Source organism: Devosia equisanguinis, from assembly GCF_900631955.1.
Classification (GTDB): Bacteria; Pseudomonadota; Alphaproteobacteria; order Rhizobiales; family Devosiaceae; genus Devosia; species Devosia equisanguinis.
The window spans coordinates 37,013-56,725 of the sequence record NZ_UZWD01000030.1 but is presented as its reverse complement, the minus strand read 5'-3'; the positions used below and the strand labels follow the sequence as shown (position 1 = coordinate 56,725).

General features: G+C 63.4%; 19 protein-coding genes. 13 read left to right on the top strand and 6 right to left on the bottom strand.

Annotation, left to right across the window (positions count from 1 at the left end):
* The first annotated feature begins 190 nt into the window (after positions 1-190).
* The 4 genes from DEVEQU_RS12250 (at position 191) to DEVEQU_RS12235 (ending at position 5,592) form a co-directional block, all read left to right on the top strand.
* Positions 191-2,023, top strand: a complete 1,833-nt coding sequence (locus tag DEVEQU_RS12250) for a sigma-54-dependent Fis family transcriptional regulator (protein WP_329601467.1) — start codon at positions 191-193, stop codon at positions 2,021-2,023.
* Positions 2,024-2,186: 163 nt separating this feature from the next.
* Positions 2,187-3,608: a circularly permuted type 2 ATP-grasp protein gene (locus DEVEQU_RS12245; protein WP_126150870.1), complete on the top strand. Its 1,422-nt coding sequence runs from the start codon at positions 2,187-2,189 to the stop codon at positions 3,606-3,608.
* 211 nt (positions 3,609-3,819) lie between these two features.
* Complete coding sequence (locus DEVEQU_RS12240) at positions 3,820-4,770, top strand: alpha-E domain-containing protein (RefSeq protein ID WP_223214206.1); 951 nt, start codon at positions 3,820-3,822, stop codon at positions 4,768-4,770.
* 3 nt (positions 4,771-4,773) lie between these two features.
* Complete coding sequence (locus DEVEQU_RS12235) at positions 4,774-5,592, top strand: transglutaminase domain-containing protein (protein WP_126150869.1); 819 nt, start codon at positions 4,774-4,776, stop codon at positions 5,590-5,592.
* Positions 5,593-5,607: 15 nt separating this feature from the next.
* Here DEVEQU_RS12235 and DEVEQU_RS12230 read toward each other — a convergent pair whose 3' ends face one another.
* From DEVEQU_RS12230 to DEVEQU_RS12220, 3 genes are all read right to left on the bottom strand, one after another.
* Positions 5,608-5,907, bottom strand: coding sequence for a hypothetical protein (locus DEVEQU_RS12230; protein ID WP_126150868.1), 300 nt, complete (start codon positions 5,905-5,907; stop codon positions 5,608-5,610).
* 24 nt (positions 5,908-5,931) lie between these two features.
* Entirely contained in the window at positions 5,932-7,008 is a 1,077-nt protein-coding gene (locus tag DEVEQU_RS12225; RefSeq protein ID WP_126150867.1) for an AbrB family transcriptional regulator, read from the bottom strand.
* Between the two features lie 282 nt (positions 7,009-7,290).
* Positions 7,291-8,460, bottom strand: a complete 1,170-nt coding sequence (locus DEVEQU_RS12220; RefSeq protein ID WP_126150866.1) for a M20 aminoacylase family protein — start codon at positions 8,458-8,460, stop codon at positions 7,291-7,293.
* 221 nt (positions 8,461-8,681) lie between these two features.
* Here DEVEQU_RS12220 and DEVEQU_RS12215 point away from each other — a divergent pair, with 221 nt between their 5' ends.
* The 9 genes from DEVEQU_RS12215 to DEVEQU_RS12175 all read left to right on the top strand — a co-directional run bounded on the left by DEVEQU_RS12215 (position 8,682) and on the right by DEVEQU_RS12175 (position 16,360).
* Positions 8,682-9,440 (top strand): electron transfer flavoprotein subunit beta/FixA family protein, encoded by a 759-nt coding sequence (locus DEVEQU_RS12215; RefSeq protein ID WP_126150865.1) that lies wholly within the window; start codon positions 8,682-8,684, stop codon positions 9,438-9,440.
* Entirely contained in the window at positions 9,440-10,363 is a 924-nt protein-coding gene (locus tag DEVEQU_RS12210) for an electron transfer flavoprotein subunit alpha/FixB family protein (RefSeq protein WP_126150864.1), read from the top strand. The genes DEVEQU_RS12215 and DEVEQU_RS12210 overlap by 1 nt, the downstream gene beginning before the upstream one ends.
* 172 nt (positions 10,364-10,535) lie before the next feature.
* On the top strand, positions 10,536-11,720 hold the full coding sequence (locus DEVEQU_RS12205; RefSeq protein ID WP_126150863.1) for an amino acid aminotransferase: 1,185 nt from the start codon (positions 10,536-10,538) through the stop codon (positions 11,718-11,720).
* A gap of 78 nt (positions 11,721-11,798) precedes the next feature.
* The gene (fsa, locus tag DEVEQU_RS12200; protein WP_126150862.1) at positions 11,799-12,452 is read left to right on the top strand and encodes a fructose-6-phosphate aldolase; all 654 of its coding nucleotides are present in this window, start codon (positions 11,799-11,801) and stop codon (positions 12,450-12,452) included.
* Positions 12,453-12,563: 111 nt separating this feature from the next.
* Positions 12,564-13,625 carry an Mrp/NBP35 family ATP-binding protein gene (locus DEVEQU_RS12195; protein ID WP_126150861.1) on the top strand — a complete coding sequence of 354 codons (1,062 nt, stop codon included), beginning with the start codon at positions 12,564-12,566 and terminating at the stop codon, positions 13,623-13,625.
* 61 nt (positions 13,626-13,686) lie between these two features.
* On the top strand, positions 13,687-13,902 hold the full coding sequence (locus DEVEQU_RS12190) for a type II toxin-antitoxin system PrlF family antitoxin (RefSeq protein WP_126150860.1): 216 nt from the start codon (positions 13,687-13,689) through the stop codon (positions 13,900-13,902).
* A complete protein-coding gene (locus tag DEVEQU_RS20315; RefSeq protein WP_386849529.1) occupies positions 13,820-14,149 on the top strand; it encodes a type II toxin-antitoxin system PemK/MazF family toxin in 330 nt (109 codons plus the stop codon). The genes DEVEQU_RS12190 and DEVEQU_RS20315 overlap by 83 nt, the downstream gene beginning before the upstream one ends.
* A gap of 172 nt (positions 14,150-14,321) precedes the next feature.
* Positions 14,322-15,635 (top strand): GH1 family beta-glucosidase, encoded by a 1,314-nt coding sequence (locus tag DEVEQU_RS12180; RefSeq protein WP_223214205.1) that lies wholly within the window; start codon positions 14,322-14,324, stop codon positions 15,633-15,635.
* A gap of 50 nt (positions 15,636-15,685) precedes the next feature.
* Complete coding sequence (locus DEVEQU_RS12175) at positions 15,686-16,360, top strand: UPF0149 family protein (protein ID WP_126150904.1); 675 nt, start codon at positions 15,686-15,688, stop codon at positions 16,358-16,360.
* A 4-nt stretch (positions 16,361-16,364) separates the two neighbouring features.
* On the opposite strand, the gene DEVEQU_RS12170 is transcribed toward DEVEQU_RS12175, so the two are convergent.
* From DEVEQU_RS12170 to DEVEQU_RS12160, 3 genes are read right to left on the bottom strand one after another with little or no spacing between them, the layout of a single operon-like run.
* Positions 16,365-17,924, bottom strand: a complete 1,560-nt coding sequence (locus DEVEQU_RS12170) for a dipeptide ABC transporter ATP-binding protein (protein ID WP_126150858.1) — start codon at positions 17,922-17,924, stop codon at positions 16,365-16,367.
* Positions 17,911-18,759: an ABC transporter permease gene (locus tag DEVEQU_RS12165; protein ID WP_206437839.1), complete on the bottom strand. Its 849-nt coding sequence runs from the start codon at positions 18,757-18,759 to the stop codon at positions 17,911-17,913. The genes DEVEQU_RS12170 and DEVEQU_RS12165 overlap by 14 nt, the downstream gene beginning before the upstream one ends.
* On the bottom strand, positions 18,756-19,706 hold the full coding sequence (locus tag DEVEQU_RS12160) for an ABC transporter permease (RefSeq protein WP_126150857.1): 951 nt from the start codon (positions 19,704-19,706) through the stop codon (positions 18,756-18,758). The genes DEVEQU_RS12165 and DEVEQU_RS12160 overlap by 4 nt, the downstream gene beginning before the upstream one ends.
* Positions 19,707-19,713 lie beyond the last annotated feature (7 nt).

Sequence of the window (19,713 nt, the reverse complement as noted above, 5' to 3'; positions counted from 1 at the left end):
TCTTGAATGGAAGCCAGAGGAGCAACTGCCGTGCCAGATCGCTCAGAACCTTGATTTTGCTGCCCAAGTCTTCGTGATCACGGTTTTGCTTTACGCCGTCGATCCATGGGTGCAACACTTTGCAACAACCAGAACCGATGGCAGACGCAACATCTGTTGCATACTGCCACATACTGGGAGGAAGATGAGCATGAACCAGTCGTCTGACCATGTATTAGCTGCGGCACGCGAAAAATTCTTCTCCGGACGCAGCCTGCCAGACGGGCTAGTGCCGGCGCCCATCCTGCGCAGCTGGCAGCGATGCGCCGAAAAAGGGCTCGATGCCGGCGACAGCATCCATGCCGAACCCCTGACATCCGCCGAATTGCGCCAGTTGCAGCAGCAGAACGAAGCCTTGCGACTGCTCAGCCGCCCCGAGCTTGCGACGCTCCGCTCCGAAGCCAAGCTCACTGAAAGCGTCGTCATCCTCACCGACGCCAAGGGCACCGTGCTCGATGTGGTCGGCAGTCCCGAATTTGCCGGCGAGGCTGCGCGGGTGTCGCTACAGCCGGGTGTCGCCTGGTCGGAAATGTCCACCGGCACCAATGCCATCGGCACAGCCATGGCCGAGCGCCGCGCCATTGCCGTCCACGGCGCCGAGCACTTCTTCGAGCCGCACGGCATCCTCCATTGTGCCGCCTCGCCTATCTTCGATCCCTTCGGTAAGCTGGCCGGCGTGCTCGACATGTCCGGCCATGCCACTGCCGAACACACCCATGCGCTGGGCCTGGTGCGACTGGCCGTCGAGCAGATCGAGCACCGCTTCTTCGCCCGCGGCTTCGAAGACAAGACAGTGATGCGTTTCCACCGCCATGGCGACATGCTGGGAACCCCGCGCGAAGGCGTTCTGGTCTTTGATGGTGATCAGCTGATTGCCGGCAACCGCCGGGCCCTCAGCCTTCTGGGCCTTGATCGCCAGGCCCTGCGCAAAACCCGCAGCGACGAATTGTTCGAGCGGCTCGACACCGAACTGCGCTCCGTGTCCGGCGAGAAATTCTCCGCCGCCATCGCGCGTCCGGATCAAAGCCACGCCCGCACCAGCCATGTGGTCAAAACCCCCGCGACCTCGAATGAACCCTATCTCACCGACGAGGCGCGTCTCGGCCTCGCTAAGGCCATCAAGCTGGTCAATGCCGAAATCCCGGTTTTGGTGACCGGGGAAACCGGTTCGGGCAAGGAAGTCTTCGCCCGGCACCTGGCGCAGAAATCCAACCGCGCCGGAAAACCCTTCGTAGCGGTCAATTGCGCCGCATTGCCCGAAAGCCTCATCGAATCCGAGCTGTTCGGCTATGAGGCCGGCGCTTTTACCGGTGCGCGCAAGGGGGGCGCCAAGGGGCTCGTGCAACAGGCCGAAGGCGGCATCCTGTTCCTCGACGAAATCGGCGACATGCCGCTGCTGCTGCAATCGCGACTTTTGCGCGTGCTGCAGGACAAGGAAGTGGCTCCCCTGGGCGGCGGCCAAGCCCGCAAGGCCGATTTCGTCGCCATCTGCGCCACCAATCGCGATCTCAAGGCCATGGTCGATGCCGGCACCTTCCGCGCCGATCTCTACTTCCGCATCGCCCAATTCACCCTGCGGCTGCCCTCCGTCGCCGAACTTCCGGATCGGCATGCCATCATCGAAAGCCTCTGGGCCGGCCTCGACACCGGCAATGGTCCGCTGTCCGAAACCGTGCTCGATCGGCTGGCATCCTATGACTGGCCCGGCAATCTGCGAGAAATGGCCAATGCACTGCGCACAGCCGCGGCCTTGGCCGATCCCGGTCAGCGCGTCACCCTTGCCGATCTGCCCACCGCTATCATTCAGGCGCGGCCCTCGTCCGCGCCGCTAATGCCCTCGGGCGATTTGGGAGAGCTGACTGAGGCCGCCATGCGCCGGGCGGTCGATCTCAATCGCGGTAATCTGTCCGCCGCCGCACGGGCGCTCGGCATCGACCGCTCGACGCTCTATCGCCGGTTGGTTTGGTCGGGAAAAGCCAATTGAGGGAAATCACATGGCGCGAATGAGAGCATGTTCGGCGCTTGATCTGCAAGTCAGACCTGCACGAAAAAGCGGCATGCCCAGGCTTTGAGCGTCTGGACGGCGGCGAACATTCGTGTAGCAATGTTTGGGCGATGGGAAAGCCGTATTATTCAAGCGGAGCATAATGGGCGACAAAACGCCGTTTGACGAAATGTACAACGCGGACGGATCGGTCCGCGAACCTTACCGCGCTTTGAGCGCGTGGTTGGCCGAACAGCCGGATAAGGGCCTGGCGCTGATGCAGACGGACGCCGAGGCGATCTTCCGCAAGCTGGGCATCACCTTTGCCGTTTACGGGTCCGAGGAAGGCACCGAGAAGGTTATTCCCTTCGACGTGATCCCGCGGATCATTGCCGCCAATGAGTGGCGCCGGCTGAGCAAGGGGATCGAGCAGCGCGTCAAGGCGCTCAACGCCTTCCTGTACGACATCTATCACCGCCAGGAGATCCTCAAGGCCGGGCGGGTGCCGGAAAAGCTCATTTTGAACAATGAAGCCTTCTGCCCGCAGATGATGGGGCTGGAGCCCGCCAAGGGCGTTTATGCCCATATCATCGGCGTCGATATCGTGCGCGTCGGGCCCGACGAATTCTATGTGCTCGAGGACAATCTGCGCACCCCTTCCGGCGTTTCCTACATGCTGGAAGACCGCGAAGCGATGATGATCCTGGCGCCGGACCTGTTCCAGCGCACCAAGGTGGCTCCGGTCGAAACCTATCCGGAAAATCTGCGCCGCACGCTAGAAAGCGTCGCGCCGGAAAATTCGCGCGGCACCCCCAATATCGCCGTGCTCACCCCGGGCATCTACAATTCCGCCTATTTCGAGCATTCCTTCCTGGCCGACCAGATGGGTGCCCAGCTTTGCGAGGGTCACGATCTCTTCGTTGATGGCGGCAAGGTCTATATGCGCACCACGACAGGTCCGGAGCGCGTCGATGTCATCTATCGCCGCATCGATGATGACTATCTCGACCCGCTGACCTTCCGGCCCGATTCCATGCTCGGCGTGCCCGGCCTCTTCGACGCCTACCGCGCCGGCAATGTCACCCTGGTCAACGCGCCGGGCACCGGCATTGCCGACGACAAGGCCGTCTACACCTATGTGCCCGAGATCATCGAGTTCTATCTCGGTGAAAAGGCGCTGCTTAGCAACGTGCCTACCTATAACTGCACCGATGAGGAGCAGCGCAAATGGGTGCTCGAGAACATCCATGACCTGGTGGTCAAGGAAGTGCACGGCTCGGGCGGCTACGGCATGATGGTGGGGCCAACCTCCACCAAGGCCCAGCACGCCGAGTTCAAGAAGAAGATCGAGGCCCGCCCGGACAATTACATCGTCCAGCCGACGCTTAATCTCTCCACCTGTCCCACCCATATCAACGGTGACGTCGCCCCGCGCCATGTCGATCTGCGCCCCTATGTGCTGGTCGGCGACGAAGTGCGCATCACCCCCGGCGGCCTCACCCGCGTAGCGCTGAAAAAAGGCTCGCTGGTGGTCAACTCCTCCCAGGGCGGCGGCACCAAGGACACCTGGGTGCTGGAAGATTGATGATGGTTTTTCAGCTTTTGCCTCACTCGCCGGTGTCGGCTCTATCGCCTCCCTCCCCCTTGAGGGGAGGGAATGAGGGAGGGGGTCGTTCTGTGAATCACAGGAGCACCCCCTCCGCAGCTTCGCTAAGCCTGGCGGCTAGGTTCGCTACCCTCCCCTCAAGGGGGAGGGCGGGCATGCCCTCCGAGTTGATCACCGGGAGTGTCTCCCCATGAGAATGCTCGGACGCACCGCACAGAACCTGTTCTGGCTCTCCCGCTATGTCGAGCGCGCCGAAAACATGGCGCGCCTGCTTGAGGTGGGCTACCGCATGAGCCTCACCAGCCGCCGCGAAGGTGGGTCCAGCGAGCATCTGATCTCGATGATGCAGGCCGCCGAGGTCGATGAGGGCTTCTCCGCCAAGCATGACGTGGCCGATGTCGACAGCGTCGCCCATTACATGATGTTCGACCCCGACAATTCCTCCTCGGTCTATTCGTGCCTCGAGGCCGCGCGTACCAATGCCCGCTCGGTCCGTACCGCCATCACCACCGACATGTGGGAAAGCATGAACGGGGCCTGGCTCGAATATTCCCAGATCAAGCCGCGCGATGTGCGGGGCGCAAAGCTCTTGGGCCTGTTGCAATGGGTCAAACAGCGCAGCCATGAATTCCGCGGTGCCCTCCTGGGCACCATCCTGCGGGACGATGGTTTCGCTTTCCTGCAGGCCGGCAATTTTGTCGAACGGGCTGACAATACCGCCCGCATTCTCGACATGAAATACTATGTCCTCTTGCCGCGCTCGACGTTGGTGGGGGGCGAAATCGACATCCAGCAATGGACGCTGATCCTGCGCGCCGCCTCGGCCCACCGGGCCTATCGACACGTCTACCACGACCGCTACAAGGCTCATAACATCGCCGATTTCCTGATCCTCAGGCCGGAAATGCCGCGTTCGCTGATTTTCTGCGCCCGCTTCGTGCAGCAAAATCTCGACATGCTGTCCGAATTCTACGGCCGCAAGGAATGCTGCCACGACGCGGCAGCCGATCTCCTGGCCATGGTGGAAGACACCAATATGGAGACCATTTTCACCCACGGCCTGCACGAGTTCCTCAACGAGTTCATCTCGCGCAATAACCGGGTCACCGACGCCTTGTCGAAAAGCTACAATTTCTACTGAGCCATGCGTATCGAAATCGACCACACGCTGAACCTGACCCTGCCGCCCGGCATCGGCCAGGCCGTGCTGCACCTCCTGCTCACACCGTCCAGTGGCCCCACTCAGTCCGTCGACAGCTGGAGCGTCGAGGTGGCGGGGATCGGCAATGCCGGCCGCTTCCAGGATGCCTATGCCAATCAGGTGCATCTGGTGAATCAAAGCCGCCCTGAGGGCGATATCGTCCTTCGGGCGCGCGGCATTGTCACCACGCGCGACACCCATGGCGTGCTCGGCAAACCGTCCGGCGAACCGGTGCCCGCACTCTACAAACGCGTCACTCCGCTGACCAAGGCGCCGGTCACGCTCTATGGCAAGTTTCGCAGTGCCAAGGAGAGCCGGATCGACATGCTGCACGCGCTGATGGCGCGTGTGGGGGAAACCCTTGGCCTACCCGATCCTGAAACCGCGCCGACCCAGATGCAGGCCACCGGCGAACAGTCCCAAACCCAGAGCCAGGACGCTGATGCGCCCGCGCCCAAGCCGCTGCCATCGGTGCCGGACTATGCTCATAGCTTCATCGGTGCCGCCCGCGCGCTCGATATCCCGGCGCGCTACGTCACCGGCTATGTGCTGGAAGGGGAGGGGCTCGAACCGGGTCTACACGCCTGGGCCGAGGCCTATGACGAGGGGCTGGGCTGGATCGGCTTCGATCCACGCCTGCAGATTTGCCCCGTCGAAGCCCATGTACGACTGGCCGTTGGGCTCGATGCCGACAGCGCCCGTCCCCTGCGCACGGTTCCGGTCGGCGAGATCAGCCAGACCGTCATCGCCAAGGCAGGCTAGCGGTTCGTCTGAATCTCAGCCGACACGCTCGAGGCTTTGCGGGTGGAACAGCTGCATTTCCTCGCCACCGCCAGGCTTGCGCACGAAGGCGCGGACGCAGCCGCCCCACATTTCGACGCTGGTCGCATCGACGCCCATGCCGCGCAATCGCAGCATGTAGAATTCATTGCGGTCCGCCTCGGTGAACGTGCCGCCGACCTTGACGCCGAAGGAGATATCCACTCCCGGCCGATTTACATAGCAGCTCGCCGCTGCCTGCGTCGCGCCGGTCAGGGCCAAGCATAGCGCCACGGCGGAAAGAATGCGCATCATCATTTCGGCTCTCCTTTTGCTTGCAGCTTACGCCGAATTGCGGCGGTCCTGTGCCCGCTTTTCCTGTCGCCGCACCAGCACGACCACCAGAGGTATGGCAAAGCTCAGCATCAAGAGGCGAATGACATGATGCGCGGCGATGAAGGCGGTATCGTAGCCCAGCGCAATCCCCAGCGCGCCCATGCCTTCGAGCGCGCCGGGCGACAGGCCCAGCCAGATCTGCCCGAATGGCATGTCCACCAATTGCGCCACGCCCAGCGCCATCAGCGTCACGATCCCCACGGTCATCGCCGTGGCGATCAGCCCGCCCTTGGCAGCTGCGAGAAACTCCGCCCTGGTGATGCCGACAAAGCGCGAGCCGATCAGCGCTCCGGTGAGGATGAAGGTGATGGTCACAAGCGGGGTCGGCATCGCCGCCTCGTAAAGCCCCGCCAGCTTCGCCCCTGTCGCCACTGCCATGGCACCCAGCACCATGCCCGCTGGTACTTTGGCCCAAAGGAAGACCAGCCCGCCCGCAATACAGGCCCCCGCCAGCACCAGCACTTGCAGCGGCGACAGGAAGTCGCTGGGCAGTGGCGGTGGGAAATGGTCGATCGGCAGGAATAGCGTGCCGATGGGCACAGCGATGGTCAGCATCAATATGCGGATCACCTGGATGATGACGATCTGCCGCGCATTGCCCACTCCAGTCGCGGCAATGCCCATGACGAAGGAGAGATGACCGGGAAATGAGCTGAGATAGGCCGTGCCGACATCGAGCCCGAAGACGCGCACCAGCATCCAGCCGGTCAGCGCTACGATGATAACCAGTTCCAGCGCCAAGGCGGTCAGCGAGATCGGCCAGCTCGCCAGCAGCGACAGCGAATCCGGCGCCACGCTGGCGCCCATCGACATGCCGATGAGCACGAAGGTCACATCCCGCCATCGTCCGGGAAGCGAGACCGGCAGTCCGGCCATGGCGGCAATGGTCACCGCCAGCGCCCCGCCCATCAGCCACCCCGCCGGCAGGCCCAGAACATGGGCAATGCCCCCGCCCATTGCGGAGACGGCCACGGTAAAAGCGAAAGGCAGTAAGCGGTGGAAAGAGGAGGGGAGGGAAACCATGTCAGGCTTCCCCTAACCCAATCGATGCGCCGATAAAAGATTGATCGATCGCGTCAATCTCTGTCGATTAGATCATTTCAAACTGAGCTGAGCTCGGGGTCCTTTCGCCTCCCTCCCCCTTGAGGGGAGGGATTGAGGGAGGGGGTCCATCAGCGGGTCACCGGACCACCCCCACCCCGGCCTCTTCACTTAAAATCTCTCCGCTGGACAGATGTACCCTTCTGAACAGTTCAGAGCCCGCAAGGGCAGGGGGATGGAGCTGCATCAACCAGAACGTGAACGCTAGCGGATCGGCAGAGCCCGCTCGGCCAGTCGCGCCCAATAGCTGACCCCGACGGGAATGGCGTCGTCGTTGAAGTCATAGGTATCGGTGTGCAGCTCGGTGGAATCGCCGTTGCCAATGAAGATATAGGCGCCCGGCCGCTCATTGAGCATGAAGGAAAAATCTTCCCCGCCCATTGAGGGCACGGTGTCGTCGTCGACGCGATCCGCGCCGACGATTTCCCGCGCCACATCGGCGGCAAAGGCCGTCTGCTCGGGAGCGTTGACCGTCACCGGATAGCCGCGCACATAGCGGATGCTGGCCCGCGCGCCAAAACTGTCGGCGAACTGCGGCACCATTTCGACGAGGCGCTGCTCGATGAAATCCTGCACGCCGCTATCGAGCGTCCGCACCGTGCCGGTGATCTTGGCGGTGCGCGAGATCACGTTATCGGCCTCGCCCGCTTCGATCATGGTCACGCTCAACACCGCGCTTTCCAGCGGGTCGAGATTGCGCGACACGATGGTTTGCAGCGCCGTCACCATCTGCGCGGCGACAATGATCGGGTCGATGGTCTGCTGCGGCCGCGCCGCATGGCCGCCACGTCCCTCGATGTCGATATAGAAGCGGTCAGTCGCCGCCATGATGCCGCCGGTACGGATACCGAACTGGCCCACAGGCATCCCCGGCCAATTGTGCATGCCATAGACTTCGGTGATGGCGAAGCGGTCGATCAGCCCGTCCTCGATCATCACCCGTCCGCCGCCACCGCCCTCTTCGGCCGGCTGGAAGATCACGGCGACACGGCCATCGAAATTGCGCGTCTCGGCCAGATATTTCGCCGCGCCCAGCAACATGGCGGTGTGCCCGTCATGGCCGCAGGCATGCATCTTGCCATCCACAGTCGATGCATAGGCGGCGCCGGTCTTTTCGGTGATCGAGAGCGCGTCCATGTCGGCGCGCAACCCGATGGTGCGGTTGCTGCTATTGCCGCGGCCATTGATGATGCCGACAACACCAGTGCGGCCAAGGCCCGTCACCACTTCGTCGCAGCCGAAGGCCCGCAGCTTCTCCGCCACGATCCCTGCCGTCCTGTGCACGTCGAACAGCAGTTCGGGATGCGCGTGCAGGTCACGACGCCAGGCTGCGATTTCGGGCTGGAACTCGGCAATACGGTTAAGGACAGGCATAAAACGTCCGAAGCATTTGGGATGAAGCGACAATGTCGCTGCCCTAAGCGGCGGCGTCAACCTTTGCGCGCATGTCAAACGCGTGAGCCGGCCCGCTACGGCACCTGCCGCACGGTACTCCTTTCCAACAAATTCAGCGCAATCGAACCGATATTCCCTCTGCGCGCCTTGTCCGCACTTCCCCTTTTTGCGATTGAAGCGCCAACCTGACGGAGCTGCTTATGAAAATTCTCGTCGCGGTGAAGCGCGTGGTCGATCACAACGTGCGCATTCGTGTCCGCCCGGATGGCTCGGGCGTCGAGACATCGGGCGTGCGCATGTCGATGAACCCCTTCTGCAAGCATGCAGTCGAGGCCGCCGTGCAGCTTGCCGAAGCCGGTCAGGCCAGCGAAATCGTCGTGGTGTCCATCGGCCCCAAAGCCAGCAACGACGTGATTCTGACGGCCTTGGCCATGGGCGCGCAGCGCGGCATTCTGCTCGAAACCGACGCATCGCTCGAAACCCTCGCCATCGCCAAGCTCCTCGCCAAGGTAGTCGAAGAAGAACAGCCCGATCTGGTGCTGCTCGGCAAGCAGGCTGTGGATGACGACAGCAATCACGTCGGCCAGATGCTCGCCGCTCTCACCAATCGTCCCCAGGCCACTTTTGCCTCCGAGATCAAGCTCGGGGATGGCCGCCTCGAGGTCACCCGCGAAGTCGATTATGGCCGCGAGACTGTCAACCTGCCGCTCCCGGCCATCGTCACTGCCGATCTGCGTCTCAATACGCCGCGCAATGCCGCCTTGCCCATGGTGATGAAGGCCCGCTCCAAGCCGCTGGCCGTGCGCCCTGCCGCCGATTTCGGTGTCGATCTCACCCCGCGCCTCGCCGTGGAAAAGGTTTCTCCCCCCGCCGAGCGCGTCACCGGCCGCACCCTTGGCTCCGTCTCCGAACTGGCCGCGGTGATCGCCGCCGAAATCAACGCGATGGAGGCGATCTGATGAGCGTTCTGGTTCTTGCCGAAGTGGACAACGGCGCCCTGTCTCCCGCCACCGGCCGCATCGTCGCCGCATCAGCCGAACTCGGCGCCGTCGACCTGCTGGTCCTGGGCGATGCCGCCGCTGCTCAGGCTGCCGCCGCCATTGCCGGCGTGCAAAAAGTGCTCCTCGCAGCCTCCGAACCCATGGCCGACGCTATTTCAGGCCTGCTCGAAACCCTGGCGCCCAGCTACACCTATCTCGTCGCCGCCGCCTCGACGCTGGGCAAGGATGTCATGCCGCGCCTCGCCGCCCGCCTCGATATCCAGCCGGTGACCGATATCGTCGCCATCGAAAGCCCCAACCGCTTCGTGCGTCCGATCTATGCCGGCAATGCGCTCGAAACCGTTTCGGACCCGCAGCCGCGCCACGTCCTCACCATCCGCGCTTCCGCCTTCCGCCCCGCTTCCGGCGGCAATGCCGCGCCGGTCGAGACGCTGAGCACCCCGGTGGCCTCCGCCGCCCGCTTCATCGCCGCTCACCGCACCGAGAGCGACATCCCCGATCTCGCCACCGCCCAGATCGTGGTCGGTGGCGGCGTCTCCGTTGGCTCCGCTGACGGCTTCAAGCTCATCGAGCAACTGGGCAAGACGCTCGGCGCCGCCGTCGGCGCCACCCGGGCGGCCGTCGATGCCGGCTACGCCCCAAATGACTGGCAAGTCGGCCAGACCGGCAAGATCATCGCGCCCGACCTCTACATCGCGGTCGGTATCTCGGGCGCCCTCCAGCACCTGGCCGGTATCCAGGGTGCCAAGAAGATCGTCGCCATCAATACCGACGCCGAAGCCCCCATCGCGAAAATCGCCGATGTCGTGCTGATCGGCGATTTGTTCGAGATTGTCCCGCAGCTGATCGCTGAACTGGAAAATCAGGGGCTGAAACGCTGATCCCGAAACGATCTCGATGTCACCCCGGCAAAGGCCGGGGCCCATCCTGAGATCACCTGATGGATCCCGGCCATTGCCGGTATGACATTCGGTGGTTGCCGAGCCATCCGGCAATTGCAAATATTCCCACCCGGCCTATAAAGACCGCGCCTTCTCACTGGACCTCCAGATCATGTTCGAATCCCTCACCAAGGCCCCTGGCGACAAGATCCTTGCGCTCATGGGCGAATACGCCGCCGATTCCCGTCCCACCAAGATCGACCTCGGCGTCGGTGTCTATAAAGACGAAAAGGGCGTGACCCCGGTCATGACCTCGGTGCGCAAGGCCGAAGAGCGGATTCTGTCCAGCGAAAAGACCAAGACCTATCTCGGCATTGCCGGTAACAAGGGTTATGGCAATGCCGTGCTTGATCTGGTGCTGGCCAAGAGCGTCGATCGTGCCCGCGTTCGCATTGCCCAGGCCCCCGGCGGCACCGGCTCGCTCTGGGTCCTGATGCAGCTCATCAACCGGGCTCGCCCCGGCGCCACGGTCTATGTGTCCGACCCGACCTGGGCCAACCATAACCCCATCGCCATCAATTCCGGCCTAAAGGTCGCCACCTATCCCTATTTCGATGCCGCCACCCGTGGCGTGAAGTTCGATGAGATGCTGGCCGCCCTCGACAAGCTCGGCGCCGGTGATGTCGTCCTGCTGCATGGCTGCTGCCATAACCCGACCGGCGCCAATCTCACCGATGCCCAGTGGGACCAGGTTGCCGCCAGCCTCGTACGCACCGGCGCGCTGCCGTTCATTGATCTGGCCTATCTCGGTTTCGGCGACGGCATCGAGCCGGACGCCTATGGCACCCGCAAGATCGTCTCGTCGGTGCCCGAAGCGCTGATCGCCTTTTCCGGCTCGAAGAATTTCGGCCTCTATCGCGAGCGCGTCGGCGCCGCCATCCTGATCGCGCGCAACGCCGAACAGGCTGAGGTGACCAACAGCCAGCTGCTCAACATCATCCGTGGTGCCTATTCGCAGCCGCCTGATCACGGTGCCGAAATCATCCGCACCATTCTCGACGATGCTGCCCTGCGCGCCGAGTGGGAAACCGAGCTGGCGGCGATGCGCAATCGCATGATCTCGCTGCGCGAGAAGCTGTCCGCCGCTATCCGCGAGCGCTCGAACTCGACCGATTTCGACTTCGTCGCCGGCCACCGCGGCATGTTCTCGCTGCTGGGTCTCACAAATGACGCCGTCGAACATCTCAAGGCCGCAAACGGGGTCTATATGACGGGCGATAGTCGCATCAATGTCGCCGGCATTCCCGAAGATCGCGTCGGCGATCTGGCGGAAGCCTTTCTCTCGGCCACTCGCTGAGCCAATGCTTGCGGCCTCGCGCCGCCGTGCTACACCTTGGCCAGACCGGCCATTCGGAAGACTATTTAGGAGGGAACGATGAAGTTCTTCGTCGATACTGCAGATACCGCCGCCATTCGCGAGCTGAACGATGCCGGCCTCATCAACGGCGTGACCACCAATCCGTCGCTGATCGCCAAGTCCGGCCGCGACTTCAAGGAAGTCATCAAGGAAATCTGCGACATCACGCCCGATCCGGTGTCGGCCGAAGTCGCCAGCCTCGAATATGACGGCATGATTGCCGAAGGCGAGCACCTGGCCAAGATAGCCAAGAATGTCGTCATCAAGCTGCCGCTGACGCTCAATGGCCTCAAGGCCACCAAGTATTTCCACGACAAGGGCATCGCGACCAACGTCACGCTCTGCTTCTCGGCCAACCAGGCCCTGCTCGCCGCCAAGGCCGGCGCGACCTATATCTCGCCCTTTATCGGCCGCCTCGATGACATCAATCTCGATGGCATGGAGCTGATCGAGAACATCCGCACTATCTACGACAACTACCAGTTCGACACCCAGATCCTGGCTGCCTCGATCCGCTCGGCCAACCACGTGACCCAGGCTGCGCTCGTCGGTGCCGACGTCGCCACCATTCCGCCCGACGTGATCAAGAAGTTGGCCAGCCACCCGCTGACCGACAAGGGCATCGAAGGCTTCCTCAAGGATTGGGCCGGCACCGGCCAGTCGATCCTCTAAGGGTTCGTCCCACATAGATAACTCAAGGTGAGCTTGTCGAACCTTGAGGCACAACAAAGACCTCGCCCTCGACAAGCTCAAGGGTGAGGTCTTCTTCTTTCGAGACTTGCCATGGCCGACATCGAACTCTCCGCCCAGATCAAAGCCGCGCTCGCACAGGTGGAAATCCCCGGCGGCGGCGACCTCGCGGGCTATGCGGGTCTCTCCGAGATCATCGTCACCCCCGGCGCAATCGCCTTTGCCATTGCCGTTGCATCGGGAATGGAAGCCGCCTTCGGCCCGGCCCGCGAGCACGCCCAGAAACTGGCGCAGCAATTGGGTGGCTCTCGCAAGGTGATGGTCTCGATCACCGCCGAAAAATCCAACGCCCCAAAGTTCGGCCATGGCGCGCCCCAGCCACAGGGCAAGACCCGCGTGCCCGGGGTCAAGCGCATCATCGCCGTCGGCTCCGGCAAGGGTGGCGTCGGCAAATCAACCACTGCCATCAATCTGGCTCTGTCCCTCGCCGCCGAGGGGCTCAGGGTCGGCGTGCTCGATGCCGATCTCTATGGCCCATCCATTCCGAAACTCCTCGGCATTGAGGGCCAGCCCGCCATTCGCGATGACGGGATTTTCGCCCCGCATGAGGCCTTCGGACTCAAGGCCATTTCCATCGGCTCCATGCTGGTGCCCGGTCAGGCCGTGGTCTGGCGCGGTCCCATGGCCACTTCGGGCCTCCGCCAATTGCTGCGCGAAACTGCCTGGGGCGATCTCGACGTCCTGGTCATCGATCTGCCGCCCGGCACCGGCGATATCCACATCGCCCTGTTCCAGCAGACCATTGTCGATGGCGTCGTCATCGTCTCCACCCCGCAGGACCTCGCTTTGATCGATGCGCAAAAGGCCATCGACATGCTGCGCCGCATGGCCGTGCCGGTGCTGGGCCTGGTCGAAAACATGAGCTACTTCATCGCCCCGGATACCGGCGCGCGTTACGACATCTTCGGCTCCGGCGGGGCGGAGAAAGCCGCCGAAAAGCTCGACATTTCTTTCCTCGGCGCGGTGCCATTGGTCATGTCGATCCGCGAAGGCTCTGACGCCGGCACCCCGCCCGTCGCCGCTGTCCCCACCGGCCCCGAAGCCGCCGCCTACCGCGCCATTGCCAGCCGACTTTTGCCGCTGATCCGGGGCTAAATTGCCGATGCCCTTGGCGGGGCGGCCTGTTTTGACTAGATTTGCTGCTGGAGGTTTGGCGATGATCAACAGCAAGATGACGGATAAAGCCCAAACGACCATTCCCGAGCCCGTGCGCAAGGCGCTGCGGCTCAGTGTCGGCGACGAGATTGCCTACGTCATCGGCAATGGCCGCGTTACCATCAGCCGCGCCAATGCCGTGCCGGCCGACGACCCGTTTGCTGCCTTTTCCGAATGGGACAGCGACGCAGACCGCGCGGCCTATGCCAAGCTTTGAGCGCGGCGTCATCGTCCGGGTGCCATTTCCTTACACCAACCGGCCCATCGAGCAATTTCGCCCTGCTTTGGTCGTCTCCTCGAAGGCATTCTCCGAGAATTCGCATCTGCTTTGGGTGCTGATGATCACCAGTGCCGGCAATCGTCGTTGGCCGGGGATATTGCACTGGTGGAAGGCCATTCTGACTTTGGGCTGCCGGCGCCGTCGCTCTTTCGCACCGCCAAAATGGCGACAGTCGAAGCCGTAGTCGCTGAGCCGATCGGGCAGCTGCCGGCAACGCTGCTCGACCAGGTGGATAACTACCTGCGCAACACTCTGGCACTTTGACCGGACTCCTCGGTTAAATCGATTGCATTAGCCATTCTTCCGATGCTATCCGGCTTGTCCACTGATCGGCGCATGCCGCCATGGAGGGGAATTTGTTTTCGTTTGAGCGCCGGGCATTCGGCCCCGATTTCACCTTTGGCGTTGCCACCGCTGCCTATCAGATCGAAGGCGGGCAGGGCGATGGCCGCGGCCAGTGCATCTGGGACAGCTTCTCCGCCACGCCGGGCAATGTGCACAATGGCGATACCGGCCGCGATGCCTGCAATCACTACGAGCTCTGGCCAGCCGATCTCGACCTGATCCGCGATGGCGGTTTTGACGCCTATCGCTTCTCCTTTGCCTGGCCGCGCCTGATCCCCGAAGGCACCGGCGCCGTCAACCAGGCCGGCGTCGATTTCTACGACCGGCTCATCGACGGCATGCTGGAGCGGGGCATCAAACCCTATGCCACCCTTTATCACTGGGACCTGCCCTCGACCCTGCAGGATCGCGGCGGCTGGATGAACCGCGATATCGCCAACTGGTTCGCCGACTACGCCACGCTGGTGGCCGAAAAGTTCGGCGATCGCCTGACGGCAACCGCCACCATCAACGAACCCTGGTGCGTCGCTTTCCTCAGCCATTTTCTCGGCGTGCATGCCCCCGGCTATCGCGACCTGCGCGCCGCCGCCCGCGCCATGCACCACGTGCTTTATGCCCATGGCACCGCCATCGATGCGCTGCGCGCCGGCGGCGCCAAGAACCTTGGCATCGTACTCAACCTCGAAAAGGCCGAGCCGGCCAGCGACAGCGAAGCCGACAAGGCCGCCTGCAATTTCGGCGATGCCCTGTTCAACCGCTGGTATCTTGGCGGAGTGTTCAAGGGCCAATATCCCGCCGAGCTCACCGAGTGGCTCGCGCCCTATCTGCCCGAAAACTACCAGGCCGATATGGATGTGGTGTCGCGCCCGCTCGATTGGCTGGGCGTCAATTACTACACCCGCGGCCTCTACCAGGCCTCCACCGTGCCCGGTCGCCCCACCGAGCAGGTCAAGGGCCCACTCGAAAAGACCGATATCGGCTGGGAAATCTATCCCCAGGGCTTGTCCGACCTCCTGGTGCGCGTCTCCAAAGACTACACCAAGATCCCGGTCTACGTCACCGAGAATGGCATGGCCGAGGTCGAAGGCGACGACGATCCGCGCCGCATCCAATATTATGACGACCACCTCAAGGCCGTACTGGCCGCCCGCGAAGCCGGGGCCGATGTGCGCGGCTATTTCGCCTGGTCGCTGCTCGACAATTACGAGTGGGCCGAGGGCTACAACAAGCGCTTCGGGCTCGTCCATGTCGACTACCAGACGCAAAAGCGCAGCCCCAAGGCCAGCTACCGCTCGTTCCAGGGCCTGCTGCACAATACGCGCTGATCGCGTAAACATGTCTGGCGGGCGATTCGAAGCCCGCCGGGAGACCGCCTATGACGCTCAAAGCTGCTGACCTCGACGAGAACCTCACCCGGCTGGAAACCATGCTCGGCCAGCTCGATGAAGAGGCCATGGCGCTCTCCGAGCTCGACGGTTTCCTCTGTGGGCTGACGGTTGGCCCGCAGGCGGTTCCACAGGACGAGTGGTTGGCAGAAGTCTGGCATGACGATGTCGATCTTGCCGAGCTCGGCGTCGACCGTGACGAATTGGTCCGCCTGATCCTGCAGCGCGCCGAGACTACCGCCACCGAGCTTGGCGCTGGCGAATATGCGCCGCTCTACGAAGTGGATGACGATACCGGCGAGGTGGTCTGGCAATTTTGGCTTTTGGGTTTCGAGGCGGCCATGGTGCTGCGGATCAAGCCCTGGGAGCGTCTGCTCAAGAGCCCACCCGATGACAACACCGCCCGGGCCATGGAAATTCTCACCATGGCCATGTCCCTGGTCGAAGCCGATCTGGGCGACGAGGCTATGTCTGAAGACGCACGCAAGGAACTCGAAACCGCCCTTGCCGACGTGCCTGATGCGCTCCCCATGGTGGCCATGGCGCTCTATGACGCGCGCCTGCAGAAACCGGCTCCCGTGCGCGTTGTCAGCGTCGGCCGCAACGATCCCTGCACCTGCGGCTCCGGCAAGAAGTACAAGCACTGCTGCGGCGCCGCCGCCTGATCGATCAGGCCGCGTCGGGCAAGCGTGCTGCCACCAGCGCCTGGGTCAGCTGGTGCTGCGGCTCGGCAAACAGGCGCTCGGGCGGGCCTTCCTCGACGATCCGCCCGGCTTCCATCACCAGCACCCGATCGGCCATGGCCGCGACCATATCGAGATCGTGGCTGATGATGAGATAGGTGAGCCCGTGCTCGGCCTGCAGCCGCGACAGCAGACGCAACACCTCGCCCCGCACCGACATGTCGAGCGCCGATACCGGCTCGTCGAGAACCAGCAGGCGCGGCCGCGTCACCAGCGCCCGGGCGATGGCGAGGCGCTGCCGCTGCCCACCTGAAAATTCGTGCGGATAGCGCTCCAGCATGCCCGCATCCAGCCCCACCGCCGTCACCGCCTCTACCAGCCGGGCCTGCCGCTCCATTGAGGCCCGCTGCCCCAGCAGATGCAGCGGCTCCCCGATCGACTCGCCGATGGTCATGCGTGGGTCGAAACTGCCGAACGGGTCCTGGAACACCAGCGACATGTCGGCCCGCAATCGTGCCGGCAGGTCCTTGCCATGATAGGTCACGCCATCGAGCACCATTTGTCCGCTGCTGACCCGGTCCAGGCCCACCACCATGCGCGCCAGCGTGGTCTTGCCGCAACCCGAAGGTCCCACCAGCGCCACGCATTCGCCGGCGCCGACGCTGAAACTGGCATTGTCCACTGCCCGTGTCGGAGGCTGCCACCAGCCGAACAGCCCGTCCTGCCGATAGTCCCGGCTGACATTGTCGATGCTCAACAGCGGTTGGGCGCCAAGCGGCATATGGGCGCGTGGCCGTCTTTCGATGCGGCTGGCCTCTAGCAGGCGCCTTGTATAGTCCGCCTGTGGCGTGGAGAGCACCGCTTCGGCGTCCCCGCACTCAACCAGCCTGCCCCCCTGCATCACCGCCACCCTGGTGCACAGCGCCCGCACTGCCCGGATGTCGTGGCTGATGAACAACAGCGTCATCCGCCGCCGCTGGCAGATCTCTGCAATCAGGTCGAGCACCTTGCGCTGGGTGATGGTGTCGAGCGCCGAGGTCGGTTCATCGGCGATCAGCAAGTCCGCATTGCCGGCCAGCGCCATGGCAATCATGGCGCGCTGGCGCTGCCCGCCCGACAATTGGTGCGGATAACGCTGCGCATGCACCGGCAACAAACCAACCTCGGTCAACAGGCTCGGCAGCTCGATCTGCGGGCTGTCCGTCCCCGAAAAACGCACGCTTTCGGCAATCTGCTCGCCAATGGTCATCAGCGGATTGAGCGCCGTCATCGGCTCTTGGAATACCATCCCCATGCGCCTGCCGCGCAGCCGCGCCATGGTCAATTCGTCGGTCGGTAAATCCGCGCCATCGAAGCGCACGCTGCCGCGCGCCGTCGCGGTTTCCGGCAACAGCCCGGCAATGCTGAGCGCCGTCAGCGACTTGCCCGATCCGCTCTCCCCGATAATGCCGAACCGGTCACCCCGGCCAATGGTCAGCGACAGCTCGCTCACCGCCTCGCGGCCGGCAAAGGCAATGGTGAGATGCTCGATTTCAACCAGCGGCATGGCCCAGCCCCTCCTGCCGCAGGCGCGGATCGATGGCGTCGCGCAGCCCGTCCCCGGCAATGTTGAGCGCAATGACGATGAAGACGATGGTCAGCCCCGGTACCACGCTCAGCCAGGGATGGATGAGGAACAGGCTCTGCGCATCGCGCAGCATCAGACCAAGACTGGTGCCCGGCGGCTGCGTGCCCAGCCCCACATAGGAGAGTCCCGCCTCCGCCAATATGCCGAGCGACAATTGGATGGTGCCCTGGACGATGATGAGGCTCATGATGTTTGGCAACAGATGCCGCATGGCGATGGCGGCATTACCCAATCCGGCCAGCCGCGCCGCCGCCACATAGTCAAGCGTGGCAATGGCCAGCGCCCCGCCGCGCGCCACGCGCGCAAACACCGGAATATTGAAAATGCCGATGGCGACAATGGCATTGATCTCGCCCGGTCCCATCAGCGTGGTGATCAGGATGGCGACGATCACCGAGGGAAAGGCAAAGGTCAGGTCCGAGAAGCGCAGCACCACCCATTCCACCATCCCGCCCCAGGCCGCAGCGGCCAGCCCCATGGGCACCCCGATACCGATGCCAATGCCCACTGCCAGCACCGCGACCATGAAGCTGGTCAGCGTCCCGCTCATCACCAGCGACAACAGGTCCCGCCCCAAATGGTCGGTGCCCAGCCAATGGGTGGCGCTCGGACCGGCAAAGCGCCGGGCAATGGCGATCTGCTCGATGGGGAAGGGTGTCCACCACAGCGAGACCAACCCGAGCAGCGCGAAGACCAGCGCCACGAAGAGCCCTATGACCAGGCTTGGATGGCGCATCAGCTGCCGCCAGCTCATGAGCCAGCCCTCCGCAGGCGCGGATCGACCAGCGTATAGGCCAGGTCCACCAGCAGCATGGTGATGCTGACCATCACCACCAACACAATGGTCGCGCTGCGCACCAGCACCAGGTCGCGCTCGGAAATGGCGGTGAAGATCAGCCGACCCAGCCCGGGCAGGAAGAACACGTTTTCGACCACGATGGTGCCGGCGACCAGATAGCCGAACTGCAGCCCCAATATGGTCAGTACCGGCAGCAGCGCATTGCGCACGCCGTGCCGCCACAGCGCCTCGCCCATGGTCATGCCCTTGGCGCGCGCGGTGCGGATGAAATCCTGCCCCGCCACATCAACCAGGGCCGTGCGCATCACCCGCGCCAGGATCGAAGCCTGCGGCAAAGCCAGCGCCAGGCTGGGCAGGATCAGCCCGCGCAGCGCCTTCCACACATCCTCGTCCCAGGGCGTGAAGCCGCCGGTCGGCAGCCAGTGCAATGTCACCGCAAAGAGCAGCGTCAGCAGCATGCCGAACCAGAAATTGGGCACCGCAACCCCGGTCTGAGCCATCACCATCAGCGCCGTATCGGTGAATTTTCCACGCCGACGCGCCGCGATAATGCCAATGGGCAAACCCACCGCCACCGAAATGATCATGGCAAACACGCTCAGCGGCAGGGTGACGGCCAGGCGTTCGGCGATCAGTCGGGCGACGGGCGCGCGCTGGGTATGCGAAACGCCGAAATCGCCCTGCAGCATGCCCCAGATCCAGCCGAGGAAGCGCTGGCCGGCCGGTGCGTCGAGTCCCATCTGCTGGCGCAGCGCCGCAACCGCATCCGGGCTGGCATTGATCCCCAGGATGAAGCGGGCAGGGTCACCCGGCAGCAAGTCGAGCAAGAAGAAGATAATGGCCGCAGCCACGACCAGCGTCACCACGAACCCGCCGAAGCGCCGCAGCAGATAAACGCTCATAGGCCGA